Source organism: Bacteroides sp., from assembly GCF_029057325.1.
In the GTDB taxonomy this organism is placed as follows: Bacteria; Bacteroidota; Bacteroidia; order Bacteroidales; family Bacteroidaceae; genus Bacteroides.
Genome location: NZ_JAICZW010000053.1, coordinates 18,464 through 35,690, shown reverse-complemented (window position 1 = coordinate 35,690; position 17,227 = coordinate 18,464). Strand labels below are relative to the sequence as shown.

Genomic DNA, 17,227 nt, shown 5'->3' with positions numbered 1-17,227 from the left:
AGTGGTCGATTGCGGCGGTCTTGAAAACCGTTGTACTGCGAGGTACCCGGGGTTCGAATCCCTGTCTCTCCGCAAAAATAGAAAAATAAAAGTGATAAGTCCTTGAATTTTAATAATTCAGGGACTTATTTTTTTAGGTACTTCCCTTATCTTTAAATTGACAAGTCAGTATTGTTGATTCTGACTTATACATTCCTTTTTTTAGATTGCCACTGAGCTTGTCAGAGAGAGTGGTCGTGTAGGCTATATAAGCATGAATAGTTTTCTCACTAGTCTCAACGGCCGTGCTTTACGCGAATACTTTAATGAAAAATTCTATCGCATTCGTATCGTGGATTTCCGTGGTATCCAGATGTTTCGTGGCAGATGCATCGTATAGAGTAAATAAAATATCTTTGTAATATAATGATTGAGCATTCGGTCAATGGTAATGAGTTTATTTTTTTAGCTTGATTGTTCCAAATGTTTATTTAAGTTTCGCAATAAACTAGCAAAACTTAAATTGATATGCATTATGACAACTATTAAATTAAGATTTCGTTCCTCCTCAGTTACCGGCAAGGAGGGAACATTGTATTATCAAGTGACTCATTTTCGTAAGGTGGCGATGTTGAGTGCCGGTTACCATATTTTTCCGCAAGAATGGGACGAAGTGCATTCTGTTATCCGTATGACGGACGATAAGGTGAACAGCCGCTCACGAAAATCTTTGTTACGGTTATATCAGTCCAAAGCCGATTGGACAATGAATAGGATGCGGAAAATCGCGGACGAGAAAGGGAAGACAGGGCAGTACTGTACGGTCGAAGATTTGTTGGTCGCATTTCGGGAGATACCTCCTTGCGTAAGTGTGTTTTGCTACATTCATGCTCGGATAGCAAGTAAGATGAAGATGGAGTGCTACGGCACGGCAAGGACATATGCCAATGCGTTGCGAAGTTTCAAAAAATTCCGTGGAGGTGATGATTTGGCATTTGCCGACCTGACGGGCGAGATGATGCAGGAGTATGAGGCGTGGATGCTTCATGCAGGACTGAAGCGCAGTTCGGCCTCTTGTTATATGCGAACTCTTCGGACGCTCTACCGGCAAGCTGTGGAAGATGGGCTTGTCGAAAAGGGAGACTCTTTTCGTAAGGTGCATGTGTCTGTCGGCAAAACCCGCAAGCGGGCGGTGACCGCCGGTGTCATGCACTCCATCTTTTCCTTGGATCTTGCGGACAAGCCCTCTCTGGAATTCGCTCGCGACATCTTTATGTTCAGCTTCTACACTCGGGGAATGTCGTTCGTTGACATAGCTCATCTGAAGAAAAACGATTTGAAGAATGGGATTCTTACTTACAATCGTCGTAAAACTTTCCAATGCCTCACCATACAGTGGGAGTCTCCTATGCAACATATTGTCAGTAAGTATGCAGATCAAACAGCCGGGTCTCCTTATATGTTCCCCATTCTGACCGGAAATTCTTTGAACGATCGTGTAGTTTACGGGCAAACTTTGCAGCGAATCAATCGAAGCCTTAAACGGATTGGCTCTTTGATTGGGTTGTCCGTTCCGCTCACCACTTACGTGGCCCGGCACTCTTGGGCAAGCATCGCACGAGGTATGGAAGTACCTCTGTCTGTCATCAGCGAAGGTTTGGGACACGACTCCGACAAGACTACGCAAATTTATCTTGCATCGCTTGATACGTCCATGGTAAACAAAGCAAACAATAAAATAATCAGAAAAATAACGCTCATGAAGAATGTTTAACAATAATGCCTGTTTTCATGTAGTAAAACAGGCATTATTTGCGCAAAGGTACGATTTTCTTATAATACACCAATAGTTTTATTGTTTTTTTCTTAATCAAAGGTGATATTTATGTGTAAATTATCGCAACATGCTTGACAAACTTGAGCGTCTGCTTTTTCTTTTTTATTTGATTAACAATGAATTATGATGTAATGCCTGTTTTACTACATGAAAACAGGCATTATATTACTCAAGATGACGGTCTTAGTTTAATGGACAATGATATATGAAAGAGGTACTTAATGTTTTATTTCAGTTGTTGGTCCCATATTGGCAACAGTCTGAAAGTTACATAAAATAGTCTGGGAACGATGACGCAGGATTGCTTACTTCTCATTCTATAAGCCGACGAAGACAAACCTGGTAATTCTGAAAAGAAACAATGGAAACTACATTCTGGACAAAGGTTCGTATTCCTAAAGGCATTGATATTTCTGAGCCGGAGAATTCCGGTCCAGTAGTAGAGGAATGTACCTTCGTGAGTGCACAGGAGGGTGGAGCGATGTCCGTTTCCTGGTGCTATCTCTTTGTTCATCACAGTAAAGTAAGCCTGTTCATCAATAGGCTGGAGCGCGACAACATGCCTTATTTCATTCATAAGACTATGGTTTATCAGCGTAAGAAGCAGAGCCGTAAGGTACATAGTGTTGAGAAACCCACCGTTAGCGGGCTTGTTTTCCTGCAAGGCTGTCCGTCCGAATTGCAGCATTATTTAGATGTAAACTTTCCAGGTCGCCATTTGGTCAACAATTGTAGCACACATTTGCCTGCCGTCATACCCGACAGTGTCATGCAACCGTTCATGCGTGTGGTGGATGCTTCTCCGGAGCGCATTCGTTTCCTATTGCATCCTTTCAAGTACTATGCAGGTGGGAATGTCAAACTGCGCATCACTTCCGGTTTCCTTGCCGGCATGGAGGGGTATGTCATACGCATCGATCGCGACCGCCGTCTTGTGATGGATGTTGGTGGGATGAGTGTGGCCATTTCGGGCATACATTGCGAGAAATTTGAGGTGGTAGATACTTGAGGGTGTACCGGGAAAAAACGGCACACCCCCTCTTTGCATCAAAATTACCAGTATTCTTTTACTACATCGAAACAGGGGCATGCTTTCATTGGATTCAAGTCATGATGGCCTACAATCAACGCTTTGGGATAACGTTCATGCAGTTCTCTCAGCAGTCTCGTCAGTGTGCGCTTTTGTGCTTTGGTGCGGGTGTCCTTCGGAGTTTTGCCGTCACGGGCAAGTCCGCCGATGTAGCACACTCCGATAGAATGATTGTTATGGTATTTGCAGTGTGCGCCTTTCGTTTCCTCCGGCCGTCCCTTTTCGATGGTACCGTCTGTAGGAATCACGTAATGATATCCGCAGCCCGACCAACCCAAAGAACGATGGTAGCGATCGATGTCTGCCATTCTTCCTGTGCTGCCCTCGCAATTGGCGGAGCAATGCACGATAATAAGAGAAATAGATCTCATAGGCAATTGATAAATTGAGAATTAAAATTCGAGGTGGCTCATGGTACCTCCGGCTGCGCCAGTGATGATTAGCTCAATGATTCTTACTATATAGAGCAGTACGCTCTTCCAGTTTATTTTCATACGTTTGGTTTTTAAGTAAATAATGATTAATAATTGCATATATGCTCAATTAGTTTTGAAAGTTCCACGGATGTCGGTGGCATCCGGCATCCGTGAGAGTTTGAGGTTAACCCAATGGATTATCTATTGACGAATCGTCATCCCCACCGCCGTTCGGATCGGTTCCATCTGTTCCGTCGGAGTTTCCTTTGTTCTTGGCGGCAGCCAAGTCCACAGTTGCCTCTCCGGCTTTTTCAGCTTTCAACGTAGCGGCTTGGGCAATGCGGCTTGCTACCAGATTGAATTCGGCTTGCTCGATGAGGTTTTCAAAGTCGGCTCCCGGCGTGAAGAGGATGTTTACCTGTTTGATGTTCTTCGCCGTAAACTTGTCGGTGCTCTCGGCTCCCACGCTGCTGATGGAAGTGCTGAACGTGCCCAGTTCTCCAAGCTGAATTTTGTTGCCGTTAAGCAGTTGCTCCACAAGACATTCGCACATGTCGCTGATGACCCCCTTTACCGTCCCGCGTGAATATACTCCGTTGTGGTCGGCAATGTGTTTGGAGAATTTCTCCAGGGTCCATATTTCAGACACTTGATTTTTCGCATACGCCTTTTCCGGTGATTCCGGTTTCTGCGGATTGCGCATCATGAAAACGCTGTAATTAATCATACGCTTAAATTTTTTGTTAAACAATAAGAATATGTAAGATATATCTGACGCTGCGAAAGTACTGCCGTTTTGTGTGTTGGAGGAGAAATCGCAAAAAAGCACAAAACACTGCAAGATTTCGCAAAGCACTGCAAGATTCTGCAAAAGTATTCATGGTTTAAAGTCGAAGACTATAAACTCGTAAAACGAAAAAGCAAAATGACAAATAAAGAAAAACAGATGGTTGAACTTCGCAGCAGATACCCCGATATGTCCGAAGAGTTTTTGGAATTGTGCCATCTGTTGTCTGACTACGACAAGACGAAGCGTTATACCGATATTCTTGATACCTGCTCCACCTACGCTGACATAGCCAATAAGGTGGTGCGTCTTATGTATGTCAATGGCGACATCGACGATGTCAGAGCCAAGAGCGAAAAATTCCTTAGTTTGCTTCTTCCGTTAGCTTGCCTTGGCGTACAGGGTAATAGCCATGCGGCTGTCTATCACGTAAAGCAGATGCTCGGCAACTCTGAGGTGCGTGAAGAACGCAAGTGGTTTGAGTCCAAACGCCGGGAGGTGTGGAGAGCCTCTCAGAAAGCTATGGCAGAGCAACAAACGTTCCCGTTTAGTAAAATTACCATTGAAATAACCGATCCCGAAAGTATGCGTTTGTTTATCGAATTCCTTCAGTCGGCAGGCACCAAGTTTAAGGAGATTGCCTCTGAATTTCTCCTTCAGTCGGAGGCGATAGACAAAGATGACAGCCTGATACTTCCTCCGGTGCTCAATTCTTGCCGGATATGATGGTGTTGTCTCAAGATACTTCCCAAGTAATTAAACATATTTTGCCATGTATGTCAACATACTTGGCCGTTTATGTTAACATACTTCTGACTCCCGATAACTCTTTTTTTCGCAATTCAATTCGGTTTGAGTATAAATTATAAACGACCATTATGATTATCGCTGTAGATTTTGATGGAACCATTGTGGAACACCGCTATCCTCAGATAGGCAAGGAGATACCTTTTTCCATCGCCACCTTGAAGAAGTTGCAGAAAGAACATCATCTGTTGATTTTATGGAGTGTGCGTGAAGGAAAACTATTGAAAGAAGCGGTGGAGTATTGCCGCAACCGCGGGCTGGAGTTCTATGCTGTGAACAGCAACCTTCCTGAAGAGGAACAGGACAGCGCCTTCATGCGGAGCCGCAAGGTGAATGCCGACCTCTACATCGATGACCGCAACGTGGGCGGGCTGCCCGATTGGGGCGTTATCTACGAACTGGTTCATCATAAATGGAGCTACGAACGCTATCTGCAGGAAGTGCATGACGCAAAGAGGGAAAAAACTTCTTTCTGGAAACGGATATTTGGGTGAAAATTATATCTTTGCATCAAACAAACGGAAATAGGAGATAAAAAATATGTGTTCGCAAGGTCTGATAGATAGATATATAAATTTTTATACCGAGTCGGAACGCCCTCGTGTCTTGCAGGACAAAGTTTTCGAGCACCTGTTTGAAGTAGCGGAGATAGCTAAATATGATCGCAAAGAGATGTACGAATACGAGGAAAGTCTGAAAAACTATCGCGATTGGTATAGTGTCATGCAAACGGCCGAGATACGAGGGCTGGAGAAAGGTATTGAGAGAGGAATTAAACAGGGAATAAAACAAGGAATCGAGCAGGGAATCGAAAAAGGTATTGAAAAAGGACGTACTGAAATAGCCCGGACTATGCTTGCCAAAGGAATGAACATTCGTACAATATCCGAATTGACCGGATTGTCTGTGGATGAAATATCACAGGCATGACGAAGATAAGAGATTTTTGATGTAATAAAAAGAGTATCTTTATTTTGGAAAAATGAACCCTTAGAGAACGAAGATTGTTTTGTTTCTAAGTGATAGAATGATAAGTGTAAAAATATGAAAGTTAGTAGTACTCTCAAGCAAATATTGAATTTCGGCATGGCTGATATCCTGAATGTGGATGATGGCCAAAGGGCGCCTCATTATATGGTGATTGCCGGCGACCCTGTCCATCGTGTCGATTTTTCCAATAAACTCTTGGAACTTACAGATGAAGAGAAGGGAAATCGGGAACAGTTTGTGATAGATGGAAATTCAATGAGCCCACTTGGCTTGGAGAGTGGTGACAACTTATTGGTTTCTTCAATAGAACCATCTCAAATTACGGAAGGTGATTTTCTGTTGTTGGAGGTTGATCCTGATTATTATAGTGGCGAGAAACCCAATTATGACTTAAAGCTTCGTCAAGCCATCATGCTTGTTAAGTCCTCTTGGGATGAGGATGAGATTATAGAGAGAATGAAATCAAAAGATTCACAAGAAGAAATTTGGTTGACATCCTATCAGAAAAGGCTTCGCGAGAAATATCAAAAAGCTCGTGCTCATTATAAAAATTGTGACCTTATTCTGTCTGCCACTTATCGGCATGGAAGGCTTGACTATTCTTTTCACAATGTGGATTATATCTGCTATCGTGTGGAAGTAGTCATTCATAAGCAGGACAGAAGTTTTGAGCGTTTCCCGAAGGTTGCATAACGCAGGGACGATATGGGCAATTCATACTATCTTGGTTTTTCTGCATTTGTACAAATTGCAGTAGCATTCTGTTTTGGAATGTTATATCTTGATAGGAAATCCATTTTCAGTAACCTGCAGAAATATATTTTCGATGGATTTCGTAAGAATAAGATATGTTTGCAGTTGTTGAAGTATGTAGGCAATGTAACAAGGAGGGTGAAGAGTAACAGTTTTCATCGATTCTTCTTGATATGGAGAGCCCGAATCAATCAATATAAAGATTTGTTCAATGCTGCCCTGAATTCAGAAAGGACGTGTAGTTATCTTGCTTCTACAGGTATTGTATCTGCTTTGTTTAGTTTGATATGGTTGTTGATAATGCCGACTTACTCTATTTGTGATGGGGCTTTTGAGAGTCACTATTTGACCCATTGCTTATCGGTGGCAGTTGCTTCTGTTATCATGTTGTTATATGGCATCGGCAATAAGTCGATGAATCGGGTCAAAGCCTTCCTGATATCTTTAATCATTTTAGGAATATGTTGTGGCGTGGGTGAGTATATGCTTGCCAATGAAATATATTTCTCGTATTCTTTCAATTTTAGGAAGTTTTTTCTTTATACATTGTCATTGGCTTATGCGCTTGTCGTATATTATGCGGGGCATATTATCATTTATATTATTTTTAGGTCTGTGCTTTTGGCCGCTATTCTATTGATGACCGTAGCTTTGCATTTGGCTTTGTCCTTTAGAAAGCTCTTAGGGTAAGGTAAACAAATAGAGAATACTAATAACAAATAAATTATGTCTGTTGCAGATAAGCCAAAAGCGGATTGCAGTGGATGCAATGCGTGTGCGGAAGCATGTCCGAAGCATTGCATTGAGATGATTCCTGATAAAAAAGGATTCCTTTATCCGAAGGTTGATACGGCTGTTTGCATTGATTGCGGAGTTTGTAAGAAGGTTTGTCCATTCGAGGAGGAAAATAGAAAACTTCATGCTCCTCTTGCTGCTTATGCGGCATGGAATAAGGACAGAGAACAATATCTGGCAAGTTCGTCTGGTGGGGCTGCTCATATATTTTCATCTCATACTATAAAACAAGGAGGCGTTGTTTATGGCTGTACTTCCGAAGGAATGCGCATTCGCCACCTTCGTGTGGATTCTTTGCAAGAATTATTCAAGTTGCAAGGTTCCAAATATGTGCAAAGCGATGTCAGAGGACTGTTTGGGCAAGTAAAAGCCGATTTGCAAGCAGGAAAGCCGGTGTTGTTTATCGGTACGCCTTGCCAAGTAGCCGGGCTGAAAAACTATATCAAGCGGATTCCTGAACATTTGTATTTGGTAGATTTGATTTGCCATGGTGTCCCCTCGCAACAGATGTTGCATGAACATATTCATCATATATTAAATGGCCGCTTCGCGGAACAGCTGTCCTTTAGAAAAGGACAGCTGTTCCGCATCGAGCTGACCGCCCGATGCGGTACAATGTATTCCTCAGAACCTCACAAAGATATGTATTATAGGGCGTTTCTGAAAGGAATATCATATAGGGAAAGTTGCTATCACTGTCCGTTTGCACGCAAAGAAAGAGTAAGCGATGTCACAATTGGCGATTTCTGGGGACTGCAAGATGCAATATCGCTTCCTTTGGATGTTTCAGAAGGTATCAGCGTGTTGTTGCCGACTTCAGAAAAAGGAAAATCGCTGATTGTTGCTGCAAATGCTGATATGCAGATTTATGAACGTAGTGTTGAGGAAGCAGTGGAAGGAAATACACAGTTATATTGTCCGGTCCACAATGGCATATCCGCCTGGTTTTTATCTATGCTATATCCATGTTTCCCATTTGACAAAGCGGTAAGAATAGCAATAGTCAAGGATTTGATTCTTGAGTCTTTAAAGAATATGCTCAGGCTGTTCAAACCTGTGCTTATGCCTATAATCAATGTCATACGCAGATAACAAACGCATCGCCAAAAACACGATATACCTTTATATAAGGACATTCGTGTTGATGATTGTGGCTCTTTATACCTCACGCAAGATTCTTGAAGCTCTTGGCGTAGAGGATTTTGGCATATTCAATGTAGTAGGTGGCATCATTTCGTTGATGGCTTTTATCAACGGTTCGATGTCGGTTGCCACACAACGTTATTTGACTTACGAATTGGGCAAAGGTACTGAAGGTCAATTCAACAAGGTATTCAATATAGCAGTATATATTCATGCAATAATTGCCGTTATTGTTTTGATTATGGCAGAAACGGTAGGTGTTTGGTTTGTGAACACACAGTTGAATATTCCTGAGGTGCGGATGGGGGCAGCCAATTGGGTGTATCAAGCCACGATATTAACAACAATATTGGGAATGCTCCAAACACCTTACAATGCAGCTATCGTTTCACATGAACATATGCACGTCTATGCCTACGTAGGGCTGGGAGAAACTTTTACCAAATTGTTTATTGTGTTAGGGCTTTTTTATTATCCTTACGATAGGCTTGCTGTTTGGGGATTTGTTTTCTTCTTTATTCAATTGTGTTCTTCACTTATTTATAGATTGTATTGTATAAGAAAGTTTGATAATTGTACACTAAAACGTAATACTTGGGATTCCCAATTGGTAAAGTCTATGCTTGGTTTTACCGGATGGAATATGTTTGGAACGGTTGCTTGGACGTTGAAAGATCAAGGAGCTTCGGTGTTGCTCAATATATTTGGTGGTCCGGCTGTAAATGCCGCCCGTGGTGTATCGGGGCAAGTGACTGGAGCAGTCAAGGGGCTTGTCGGAGGTTTTCAGTCGGCTGTTAATCCGCAGCTTACCAAAACATACGCAGCGAATGATTCGGCGGCTACCTGTCGTTTGTTATGCAAAAGTTCAAAGTTTTCCTATTTTTTGCTGCTTTTAATTTCGATACCCGTGTTGCTCGATATCAATTTCTTGCTTGACGTATGGCTTGTCGAGGTACCGCAATATGCAGCATTATTTACGCGAATTGTTATAGTGGAAGCCCTTTTCGACACTTTGGGAGGTCCAATGATAACATCGTTAATGGCAACAGGACGCATCAAGTGGTATCAAATTATAGTAGGTTCGATTCTCCTACTTAATATTCCGGTGGCTTATCTTTTGCTTAAACTGGGTTATCCTATTGTAACACCGCTGATCGTGTCGCTCCTATTTATCATATTAGGCAATGCCGTCCGTTTGTTGTTTTGCCGCAGTATGCTTGGATTGTCCATTTGCACCTACATTCGTACAGTTCTAATTCCTATAATGATAGTTTCTGTCCTTGCTTTTATTGTGCCATATATTATATTTTCAATTATGACGGAAGGCTGGTGGCGCTTGTTAGCTTGTTCCATATTTAGTGTATTTTTTGGTGTTGTATCTATTTATCATTGTGGCTTTACGGATTCAGAACGTATATTTATTGTTAATATGTTGCGTAATAAGTTATTACGCTTTATTCCTTGTTGGTTATGAAAAAAGTTGGAATAATAACATTTCATGCTTCGCATAATTATGGTTCTATGTTGCAAGCATACGCTTTGCAGCAAGTAGTTAAGTCACTTGGAAATGAGTGCGAAATCATCAATTTTCGCACCGATCGGCAACGGGGATTTTATAAACCATTGTTTCTTCGAGGAAATTTGTTTGATAGAATAAAACGTGGCATCTTGTATTTGCCTTATTTACGGTCATTATTAAAACGGAGAGATTTATTTGAGGCATTTCTGCAAAATGACCTTAATTTATCCTCCGAAGAGTATGTTTCGGAAGAAGAGTTAAAAGCTGCAACTTTAAAATATGATTACTTCATTTCCGGTGGGGACCAGATATGGAATCCTGCTTGTTTTGATTTTGATTGGGCTTATTTTTTATCATTCGTGAAGAGTGGAAGGAAAATAGCATATGCACCAAGTATGGGGCCATCTCCGTTAGCTATTCAGTCTGAAGATGTAATAAATCGCATTAAATCGCAGCTTATGACTTACGACTATATAAGTGTGCGTGAACCTGAATCCGGAGAAAAAATCAAAATGTTACTTGGTAGAAATGTGGAAAATGTGCTTGATCCTACATTTCTCATTGAATCTGAGTTTTGGAATCAAAAGGCTGGCGATAAACCTTTGGTTAACGGGAAATATATATATGTCTATGCTCCTTCTCTGCATACGGAAGTTTTCCATTATGCGCAACGGTTGGCAAAACATTTTGGGTGTAGGATTATAGTTTCCCAAATGTTCAACAGTACTAAAGATAATATTAAAGTTAGAAAATATTCTATTGAACATTTTTTGACCGTAGGTCCCAACGAGTTCTTGAATTTATGCAAATATGCGACATGCCTAGTCGGAAGTTCGTTTCATTTGATTGCATTTGCAATCCTATTGCGCAAATCTTTTTATACAGTTGGAGGAGTGACGGACAGCAGAATATCTAATATTCTCAAAATTGCGGGTCTTACAACAAGAAATATTAGTTCGGATACACATTCAATAGACTTTTCATTGGATATTGATTTTCACAAAATCTCTGCCGTCATATCTAAAGAAAAAGAACATAGTATTAAATATTTAAAACAATCTTTAGAATGATATCTGTAATAATACCAGTATTCAATACAGAAAAATATCTGAATAGTTGTATTGGAAGTATATTAGCACAGACTTATACCAATTTTGAACTATTGTTGGTTGATGATGGTTCCACGGATAAATCAGGAGAAATTTGCGATGTATATGCCACCAAAGATTATCGCATACATGTGATTCATCAAAAAAATAGTGGAACTGCCAGTGCAAGATATGTAGGCATAAAACAAGCAAAAGGTGAATATATCACATTCGTGGATTCGGACGATGAATTATACCCGAATGCACTTACAACTTTGATGTGTAAAATGAGTGCTGATGTTGGTTTATTGGTTAGTAATGCACCTATAGATGAAATAATATCAGGTGAGAACTATATTAGGTATATATTGACATGGAAATTGACAGGCAGTCTTTGTTCGCGACTGTTTCGTAAATCATTGTTTATTGATTATGTACAGGATATTAACAGAAAAATAATAATTGGAGAAGATCAACTAACAAACATAAAGTTAGTGCTTGGCCGCGACATAAAGATTAAATGTATTACAGATAGTAATATATACAAATATCGTTTGAATCCTGATTCTGTTACAAATACAACAAAGTTCACACTTGAGTATGAAGAATTTTATATGAGTGAGCGTATTAAAGTATTGGGGGAATTTCATGATATTTTTAAGGATGAATTATGCTACTACAATCTTTGCACGTTGATAAATCTCATAGCTTGTAGAGTCAACGTTTCATACGACAGGCCTTGGATAAAGGAACTTTTGAAATGGGGCAAAGTACGTGATTTGGGACTAAGAGGTCGAATAGTTCTTACTGTTCGTCACAATTTGCTTTGCAAATATCTATTGGCAATAGAAAAAAGAATAAGAATGCTGATTTGAAGTTAACTATATATTTTTTTTCAATGCAGTACGGAAAAGTACCTTCTCAAACAGCAAATCGAAATTTCCTTTTTACGATTTTCACTCCGGTTTATAACGGTGAAAAAACAATATACAGGGTATTTTCATCTCTCAAGGAATCAAAGTACCGAAATTTTGAATGGATTGTCATAAATGATGGTTCCACGGATCGGAGTGATGAAATCATAAAGGGACTTATACTGACAGTAGATTGGGATATAACCTATCTGAATGAAGAAAAAAATTCAGGTAAGCATATTCTGTGGAATCATGCAGCCCGTATAGCAAAAGGGGATATTTTTATTACTTTGGATTGTGATGATTCATTTGTTCCGGAAGCCTTGGATTTTCTTAATGAAAAATGGAACGAGTACTATGACGATAAATTAGTATATGGCATTGACACATTGTGTTCAGACCCTGAGACCGAAGAAATAAATGGTACATTATTCCCTTATGATGGCATAAAATCGTGTTATGATGAGCTATATAATCGCTACGGAGTCAGAGGAGAAAAATGGAATTCTTTCAGGACAGAATATATGAAAGAATGTCCTTTTCCTGAGATTTCGTGTAATTATTATACAGAATGTTATTTGCTGTATTCGTTGGGTGAAAAATATCGTACAGTTGGTTTCAACAAGGTTTTAAGGCATTATTACCAAGAACCTCATTCTTTGATGCATCTTCGGAAAATTAAAATTAGTCACTTATATATGGTCATACATTATCAGCGTTGGCATTTGAAGAAAATGGGAGGACATCTATTATTTGCTAATCCTAAAGAGTTTTACCGTTGCACTCACGAATTATGCCGGACTTTTGTCATTTACCTTTTTATGCGTATAATTAGAGCCAAAGAGATTGTCAGATATTAGTTTTTTCATCTGTTGGATGAAACGTATATTTAAGATAGAGTATTAGAATGGAATATACTGTAGTGATACGAACTTTAGGAAAAGGAGGCAGCATCTACCAGAAACTGTTGGATTCCTTGCTTGCTCAAAGTCTTCCACCTTCATCTATAATTGTGTATATCGCTGAAGGCTATCCTTTGCCCAAAGAAACGGTCGGCATAGAGCAATGTATATATGTAAAAAAAGGCATGGTTGCACAAAGGGCTTTAGCGTATGATGAGGTGTCAACCGAATACTGCCTGTTTCTTGATGATGATGTTTATTTACCATCCCACGCTGTGGAAACCTTATATAATGAATTAGTTGGGCAGGATGCACAAGTGATTTCTCCATGTGTATTTGCTAATCATAAAGTAAACATAAAGGATAAGATACGTTTAAGTATATTGGGCAGGGAAGTTTGTCGTCCATGGAGCAGGAAGTGGGGGTACACAGTTTTAAGAACTGCAGGTTTTTCTTATAACAATCATCCTACAAAATCGGTGTATGAATCACAATCTAATGCCGGACCATGTTTTTTTTGCAGGAAAGAAGATTTCTTAAAAATTCATTATGAGGAAGAATTGTGGCTTGATAAAACATATTATGCGTTTCCTGAAGATCAGGTAATGTTTTACAAGATGTATAAAACAGGTTTAAAAATACTGACATCTTTTGATTCTGGTGTCATACATTTAGATGCAAGTTCTACTGTAACAAACACTAAGGAAAAAACGGAAAGATTGATTTACTCCGAATACCGAAACAAACTGATATTTTGGCATCGCTTTATTTTCCTACCGGAAAAGAATTTATTATTAAAGTTTTGGTCGGTGATTGCTATATTTTACGTTTACGGTATTCAAGGCATGAAATATGGTATGAAATACATATATGGTGATAAAGGTATGTCAATAGCTTATAAGAATGGAGTGGCGGATGGATTCTCATTTTTAAAAAGTGAGGAATATAAGAAGCTCCCGAAAATCAACTCATGTAATGAAAAAGAAAATCATGTTTATGATGCCCGCCTTACCGGGAGGAGGAGCGGAAAAAGTTCTTCTTGATATTTTAAAGAATTTTGATTACACATCTTATGAAGTGACATTGTTCTTGGAATATAAGGAAGGTGTTTATTTGAATGAAGTTCCTGAAGAAGTAAAGATATTGGCCTTACATAAGCAAAGCACGATATGGTTTGAGCGATTGCATCGTATTCTGAGGGTTTCCAATTGTTACGCTTTCTTTCATGAGCTTGTATATAAATATATGCTTTTGAAACTTTTGAAAGGAGAACGATTTGATACGATTGTTTCGTTTATGGAAGGAGCTGCGGTAAAGTTTCATTCTTATATCATAAACAAAGCGGATAACAATCTTTCTTGGGTACATATCGACTTGAAACAGAAACATTGGTCTTTAGATTTTTTCCGAAACGAAAAAGATGAATTTGAAACTTATAGAAAAATGGATAAAATCGTTTTTGTTTCAAAAGATGTAAAAAGGAGGTTCTTGGAACTATATACAATAAAAGATGATAAATGTACGGTTATCTATAATCTGATAGATAAGAATGTTATCCAACGATTGGCTGTATCGAACAATGTAATAAAAAGAAATTTTACAATTTGTATGGTTGGACGGCTCAACAAACAAAAAAGATATGATAGGGCATTAAAAGTAGCCAAGCGATTGAAGAGTAATGGCTATGATTTTGATTTATGGATCATTGGTGTGGGGAATCTTGAAAAGTCCTTGAGGGCACTAAGCCATGAATACGGAATAGATGATTGCGTACATTTTTTAGGCTTTCAGAAACCTTCCTATCCTTATATGAAAAAAGCAGATATATATTTAAACACATCGGAAGCTGAAGGTTATCCTTTGGTTGTTTGCGAAGCTTTATGTTTAGGACTGGCAATCGTTGCTACTGACATCAGTGGAACAAGTGAAATATTGGCTGATTCAAAATACGGATTGTTAGTTCCGGAAAAAGATGAGGACATCTACAAAGGTGTAAAACGATTGATGGATGATGTCACCTTGTGTGAAGACTACCGAATGAAAGCTCTGCAACGTGCAGAAATGTTTGATGTACTTACCTCTATGTTGCAGATTTATAAGATATTGTAATGAGTAATAAGGAAATCATAAGTTTAGTCATAGATAGATTAAAATTCCCTTTAATCTGTGGTGTGGTTTTCATCCACAATCAATTAAAGGGTGAAATTTCTGTTTCTGGCTTATCAGTCCCTATACCAAATGCACCGTGGTATGAAGCCGTTATCAATTTGTTCTCCTATGTTATTCCATGTATAGCCGTCCCCATTTTTTTCATTATCTCCGGATATCTATTCTTTAAAGAAGAAACTTTTAATGAAAAGCTATATCTCACAAAGATGAAGAAAAGATTTCGGTCTTTGGTAATTCCGTATGTTTTATGGAATACTTTAGCCCTTTTCATTTTTATATTTGTAAGAATTCCGGCTTTACATGGTTTGTTCCCTAATGTTTCTTTGGAAGAGGTTACTCTGCCCAAAGTTTTATCCGGATATTGGGCACGCGAGGGAGATGGCTTTCCTTTTGACTTCCCTTTATGGTATGTTCGTGAGCTCATACTTATGGTTATAATTTCTCCATTTCTATATGTTGCGGTAAAGAAAATGAAAGTTTGTTTTTTTATTTCCATACTCATTTGTATGTTCTTCTCATTATGCCCGAAGGAATTCGGATTTACATTAAGTGCTTGTTTTTTCTTTTCATTGGGATTATGTGCAAGGTTGTTTCCGCAGTTGATAGAATATGTAAAACGGTTGGATTTTATCAAGTATTTGTATTTTCCGCTGGTTGTAGCTGATTTATATACAGTGACATTGGGTTCTCCGGTTAATCATTATATACATTTGTTAGTTATTTTTTCTGGAATTTTGACTGTGCTCAATTATGTGTTTATTTTGAAAGGAGGGAAAAAAGGATGTTTATTTAAAGAAGAGATATTTTTTATTTACGCATCTCACGGATTATTCATTGCTTTCCTTCAAAAGGCTGTTCTGAAAATCATACGCCCCATAACCGAAGTTGAATTTCTTGTTATCTATTTTCTCGTACCGATTCTTACGATTACTATTTCAATCGGGATGTATAGGTGCATGAAACGTGTAACGCCGAAAGTTTTATCCATATTGGTTGGAGGAAGATAATATTCACTATGAAAGTCTCAATAATCATACCTATATACAACGTTTCTACTTATATCAAAAATTGTTTGGAATCAGTATGGAAGCAGCCTTATCAGAATTTGGAAGTGATCCTTGTTGATGATTGCGGCACGGATAACAGTATGGAAATCGTACAGGAATATCTTGAATGTCATGACTTTGCCGAAGTGAAAATAATACGACATACTCATAATCGTGGCTTATCGGCCGCCCGTAATACCGGTTTGGAAGCTGCAACTGGAGATTATGTGTATTTTTTGGATAGCGATGATGAACTTAAGGACGATTGTATTCCGATGATGACCGATCCACTTGAAAATCAATGTTACGATTTTGTGATTGGTAATTATGAAGTTGTCGGAAGTAACAAAGAGTATCCGGCATTGACTTTGCCTAAAGGGACAATTTTAAACAATAAGGAGATTCTGCATTCATACGCTGAGGGGCGGTGGTATATGATGGCGTGGAACAAATTATGCCGCAGAGATTTCTTATTGTCCAATGATTTGTTTTTTGAGGAAGGGGTGCTTCATGAGGATGTGATATGGAGTTTCAAGTTGGCTTGTAAAGCCAATTTCATGTATGTGCTTCAGAAGCCGACTTACCGATATACCATACGTGCGGCCTCTATCATGACTGGAACAGACATAGAGCGGGATGCCAACCAATATATAAAGGTATTTAAAGTGATAACTCGTTTTATCGTCAACGAAGGCAAGCAAAATTTAAAGGATGAATATAGTATTTCGGAGGGGCGTAAAAGTACTTTGTTATACTCTTTATTACAGAGAAAAGAGTACAATCTATACAATCATTGCTATTTTCAGATACACGGAATGTCTCCCATCTCCCCTTGGATAGCATTTAAAAGTAAGACGATAGGGATAAAATACCTATTGCGCGATTTGCATTACCTATTGCCCGTGGTATTGGGAAGGCAATACAAGCGATTATTCTATAACCTGTATTACAAATGGAGAGGCAAACCGATAGAAGGTGCCCTTTGGTAAATC

General features: G+C 39.2%; 17 protein-coding genes. 15 read left to right on the top strand and 2 right to left on the bottom strand.

Annotated features, from left to right (window positions below; translation table 11 throughout):
* The first annotated feature begins 514 nt into the window (after positions 1-514).
* Together K2G43_RS03710 and K2G43_RS03705 are read left to right on the top strand one after the other, a co-directional pair.
* Positions 515-1,753, top strand: coding sequence for a site-specific integrase (locus K2G43_RS03710; RefSeq protein WP_297643262.1), 1,239 nt, complete (start codon positions 515-517; stop codon positions 1,751-1,753).
* Positions 1,754-2,177: 424 nt separating this feature from the next.
* Positions 2,178-2,825 carry a hypothetical protein gene (locus K2G43_RS03705; RefSeq protein ID WP_297644392.1) on the top strand — a complete coding sequence of 216 codons (648 nt, stop codon included), beginning with the start codon at positions 2,178-2,180 and terminating at the stop codon, positions 2,823-2,825.
* Positions 2,826-2,869: 44 nt separating this feature from the next.
* On the opposite strand, the gene K2G43_RS03700 is transcribed toward K2G43_RS03705, so the two are convergent.
* Together K2G43_RS03700 and K2G43_RS03695 are read right to left on the bottom strand one after the other, a co-directional pair.
* Positions 2,870-3,277, bottom strand: a complete 408-nt coding sequence (locus K2G43_RS03700) for an N-acetylmuramoyl-L-alanine amidase (protein ID WP_297644390.1) — start codon at positions 3,275-3,277, stop codon at positions 2,870-2,872.
* A 229-nt stretch (positions 3,278-3,506) separates the two neighbouring features.
* Positions 3,507-4,049 (bottom strand): HU family DNA-binding protein, encoded by a 543-nt coding sequence (locus K2G43_RS03695; RefSeq protein WP_297644388.1) that lies wholly within the window; start codon positions 4,047-4,049, stop codon positions 3,507-3,509.
* A gap of 198 nt (positions 4,050-4,247) precedes the next feature.
* Here K2G43_RS03695 and K2G43_RS03690 point away from each other — a divergent pair, with 198 nt between their 5' ends.
* From K2G43_RS03690 to K2G43_RS03630, 13 genes are all read left to right on the top strand, one after another.
* On the top strand, positions 4,248-4,835 hold the full coding sequence (locus K2G43_RS03690) for a hypothetical protein (protein ID WP_300153012.1): 588 nt from the start codon (positions 4,248-4,250) through the stop codon (positions 4,833-4,835).
* A gap of 152 nt (positions 4,836-4,987) precedes the next feature.
* Entirely contained in the window at positions 4,988-5,410 is a 423-nt protein-coding gene (locus K2G43_RS03685; protein ID WP_300153011.1) for a BT0820 family HAD-type phosphatase, read from the top strand.
* Between the two features lie 46 nt (positions 5,411-5,456).
* Complete coding sequence (locus tag K2G43_RS03680; RefSeq protein WP_300153010.1) at positions 5,457-5,846, top strand: PD-(D/E)XK nuclease family transposase; 390 nt, start codon at positions 5,457-5,459, stop codon at positions 5,844-5,846.
* A 114-nt stretch (positions 5,847-5,960) separates the two neighbouring features.
* Positions 5,961-6,599 carry a hypothetical protein gene (locus K2G43_RS03675; RefSeq protein ID WP_300153009.1) on the top strand — a complete coding sequence of 213 codons (639 nt, stop codon included), beginning with the start codon at positions 5,961-5,963 and terminating at the stop codon, positions 6,597-6,599.
* Positions 6,600-7,385: 786 nt separating this feature from the next.
* Positions 7,386-8,546 (top strand): Coenzyme F420 hydrogenase/dehydrogenase, beta subunit C-terminal domain, encoded by a 1,161-nt coding sequence (locus K2G43_RS03670; RefSeq protein WP_300153008.1) that lies wholly within the window; start codon positions 7,386-7,388, stop codon positions 8,544-8,546.
* Positions 8,530-10,071: a hypothetical protein gene (locus tag K2G43_RS03665; protein WP_300153007.1), complete on the top strand. Its 1,542-nt coding sequence runs from the start codon at positions 8,530-8,532 to the stop codon at positions 10,069-10,071. Before K2G43_RS03670 ends, K2G43_RS03665 begins: the two co-directional genes overlap by 17 nt.
* Complete coding sequence (locus tag K2G43_RS03660) at positions 10,068-11,186, top strand: polysaccharide pyruvyl transferase family protein (protein ID WP_300153006.1); 1,119 nt, start codon at positions 10,068-10,070, stop codon at positions 11,184-11,186. The genes K2G43_RS03665 and K2G43_RS03660 overlap by 4 nt, the downstream gene beginning before the upstream one ends.
* Complete coding sequence (locus K2G43_RS03655) at positions 11,183-12,079, top strand: glycosyltransferase (protein ID WP_300153005.1); 897 nt, start codon at positions 11,183-11,185, stop codon at positions 12,077-12,079. Before K2G43_RS03660 ends, K2G43_RS03655 begins: the two co-directional genes overlap by 4 nt.
* Complete coding sequence (locus K2G43_RS03650; protein ID WP_300153004.1) at positions 12,076-12,978, top strand: glycosyltransferase family 2 protein; 903 nt, start codon at positions 12,076-12,078, stop codon at positions 12,976-12,978. Before K2G43_RS03655 ends, K2G43_RS03650 begins: the two co-directional genes overlap by 4 nt.
* A gap of 47 nt (positions 12,979-13,025) precedes the next feature.
* The gene (locus tag K2G43_RS03645) at positions 13,026-14,063 is read left to right on the top strand and encodes a glycosyltransferase (RefSeq protein ID WP_300153003.1); all 1,038 of its coding nucleotides are present in this window, start codon (positions 13,026-13,028) and stop codon (positions 14,061-14,063) included.
* Positions 13,996-15,129, top strand: a complete 1,134-nt coding sequence (locus K2G43_RS03640; RefSeq protein WP_300153002.1) for a glycosyltransferase — start codon at positions 13,996-13,998, stop codon at positions 15,127-15,129. Before K2G43_RS03645 ends, K2G43_RS03640 begins: the two co-directional genes overlap by 68 nt.
* Positions 15,129-16,196 (top strand): acyltransferase, encoded by a 1,068-nt coding sequence (locus tag K2G43_RS03635; protein WP_300153001.1) that lies wholly within the window; start codon positions 15,129-15,131, stop codon positions 16,194-16,196. Before K2G43_RS03640 ends, K2G43_RS03635 begins: the two co-directional genes overlap by 1 nt.
* A gap of 8 nt (positions 16,197-16,204) precedes the next feature.
* On the top strand, positions 16,205-17,224 hold the full coding sequence (locus tag K2G43_RS03630; protein WP_300153000.1) for a glycosyltransferase family 2 protein: 1,020 nt from the start codon (positions 16,205-16,207) through the stop codon (positions 17,222-17,224).
* Positions 17,225-17,227 lie beyond the last annotated feature (3 nt).

Bases quoted from the DNA above. Each gene is read 5' to 3' on its own strand.
- K2G43_RS03685 (WP_300153011.1), top strand. From the start codon at position 4,988: ATGATTATCGCTGTAGATTTTGATGGAACCATTGTGGAACACCGCTAT.
- K2G43_RS03640 (WP_300153002.1), top strand. From the start codon at position 13,996: ATGAAAAAGAAAATCATGTTTATGATGCCCGCCTTACCGGGAGGAGGA.
- K2G43_RS03670 (WP_300153008.1), top strand. From the start codon at position 7,386: ATGTCTGTTGCAGATAAGCCAAAAGCGGATTGCAGTGGATGCAATGCG.
- K2G43_RS03700 (WP_297644390.1), bottom strand. From the start codon at position 3,277: ATGAGATCTATTTCTCTTATTATCGTGCATTGCTCCGCCAATTGCGAG.
- K2G43_RS03645 (WP_300153003.1), top strand. From the start codon at position 13,026: ATGGAATATACTGTAGTGATACGAACTTTAGGAAAAGGAGGCAGCATC.
- K2G43_RS03695 (WP_297644388.1), bottom strand. From the start codon at position 4,049: ATGATTAATTACAGCGTTTTCATGATGCGCAATCCGCAGAAACCGGAA.
- K2G43_RS03710 (WP_297643262.1), top strand. From the start codon at position 515: ATGACAACTATTAAATTAAGATTTCGTTCCTCCTCAGTTACCGGCAAG.
- K2G43_RS03705 (WP_297644392.1), top strand. From the start codon at position 2,178: ATGGAAACTACATTCTGGACAAAGGTTCGTATTCCTAAAGGCATTGAT.
- K2G43_RS03660 (WP_300153006.1), top strand. From the start codon at position 10,068: ATGAAAAAAGTTGGAATAATAACATTTCATGCTTCGCATAATTATGGT.
- K2G43_RS03630 (WP_300153000.1), top strand. From the start codon at position 16,205: ATGAAAGTCTCAATAATCATACCTATATACAACGTTTCTACTTATATC.
- K2G43_RS03655 (WP_300153005.1), top strand. From the start codon at position 11,183: ATGATATCTGTAATAATACCAGTATTCAATACAGAAAAATATCTGAAT.
- K2G43_RS03665 (WP_300153007.1), top strand. From the start codon at position 8,530: ATGTCATACGCAGATAACAAACGCATCGCCAAAAACACGATATACCTT.
- K2G43_RS03690 (WP_300153012.1), top strand. From the start codon at position 4,248: ATGACAAATAAAGAAAAACAGATGGTTGAACTTCGCAGCAGATACCCC.
- K2G43_RS03675 (WP_300153009.1), top strand. From the start codon at position 5,961: ATGAAAGTTAGTAGTACTCTCAAGCAAATATTGAATTTCGGCATGGCT.
- K2G43_RS03680 (WP_300153010.1), top strand. From the start codon at position 5,457: ATGTGTTCGCAAGGTCTGATAGATAGATATATAAATTTTTATACCGAG.
- K2G43_RS03635 (WP_300153001.1), top strand. From the start codon at position 15,129: ATGAGTAATAAGGAAATCATAAGTTTAGTCATAGATAGATTAAAATTC.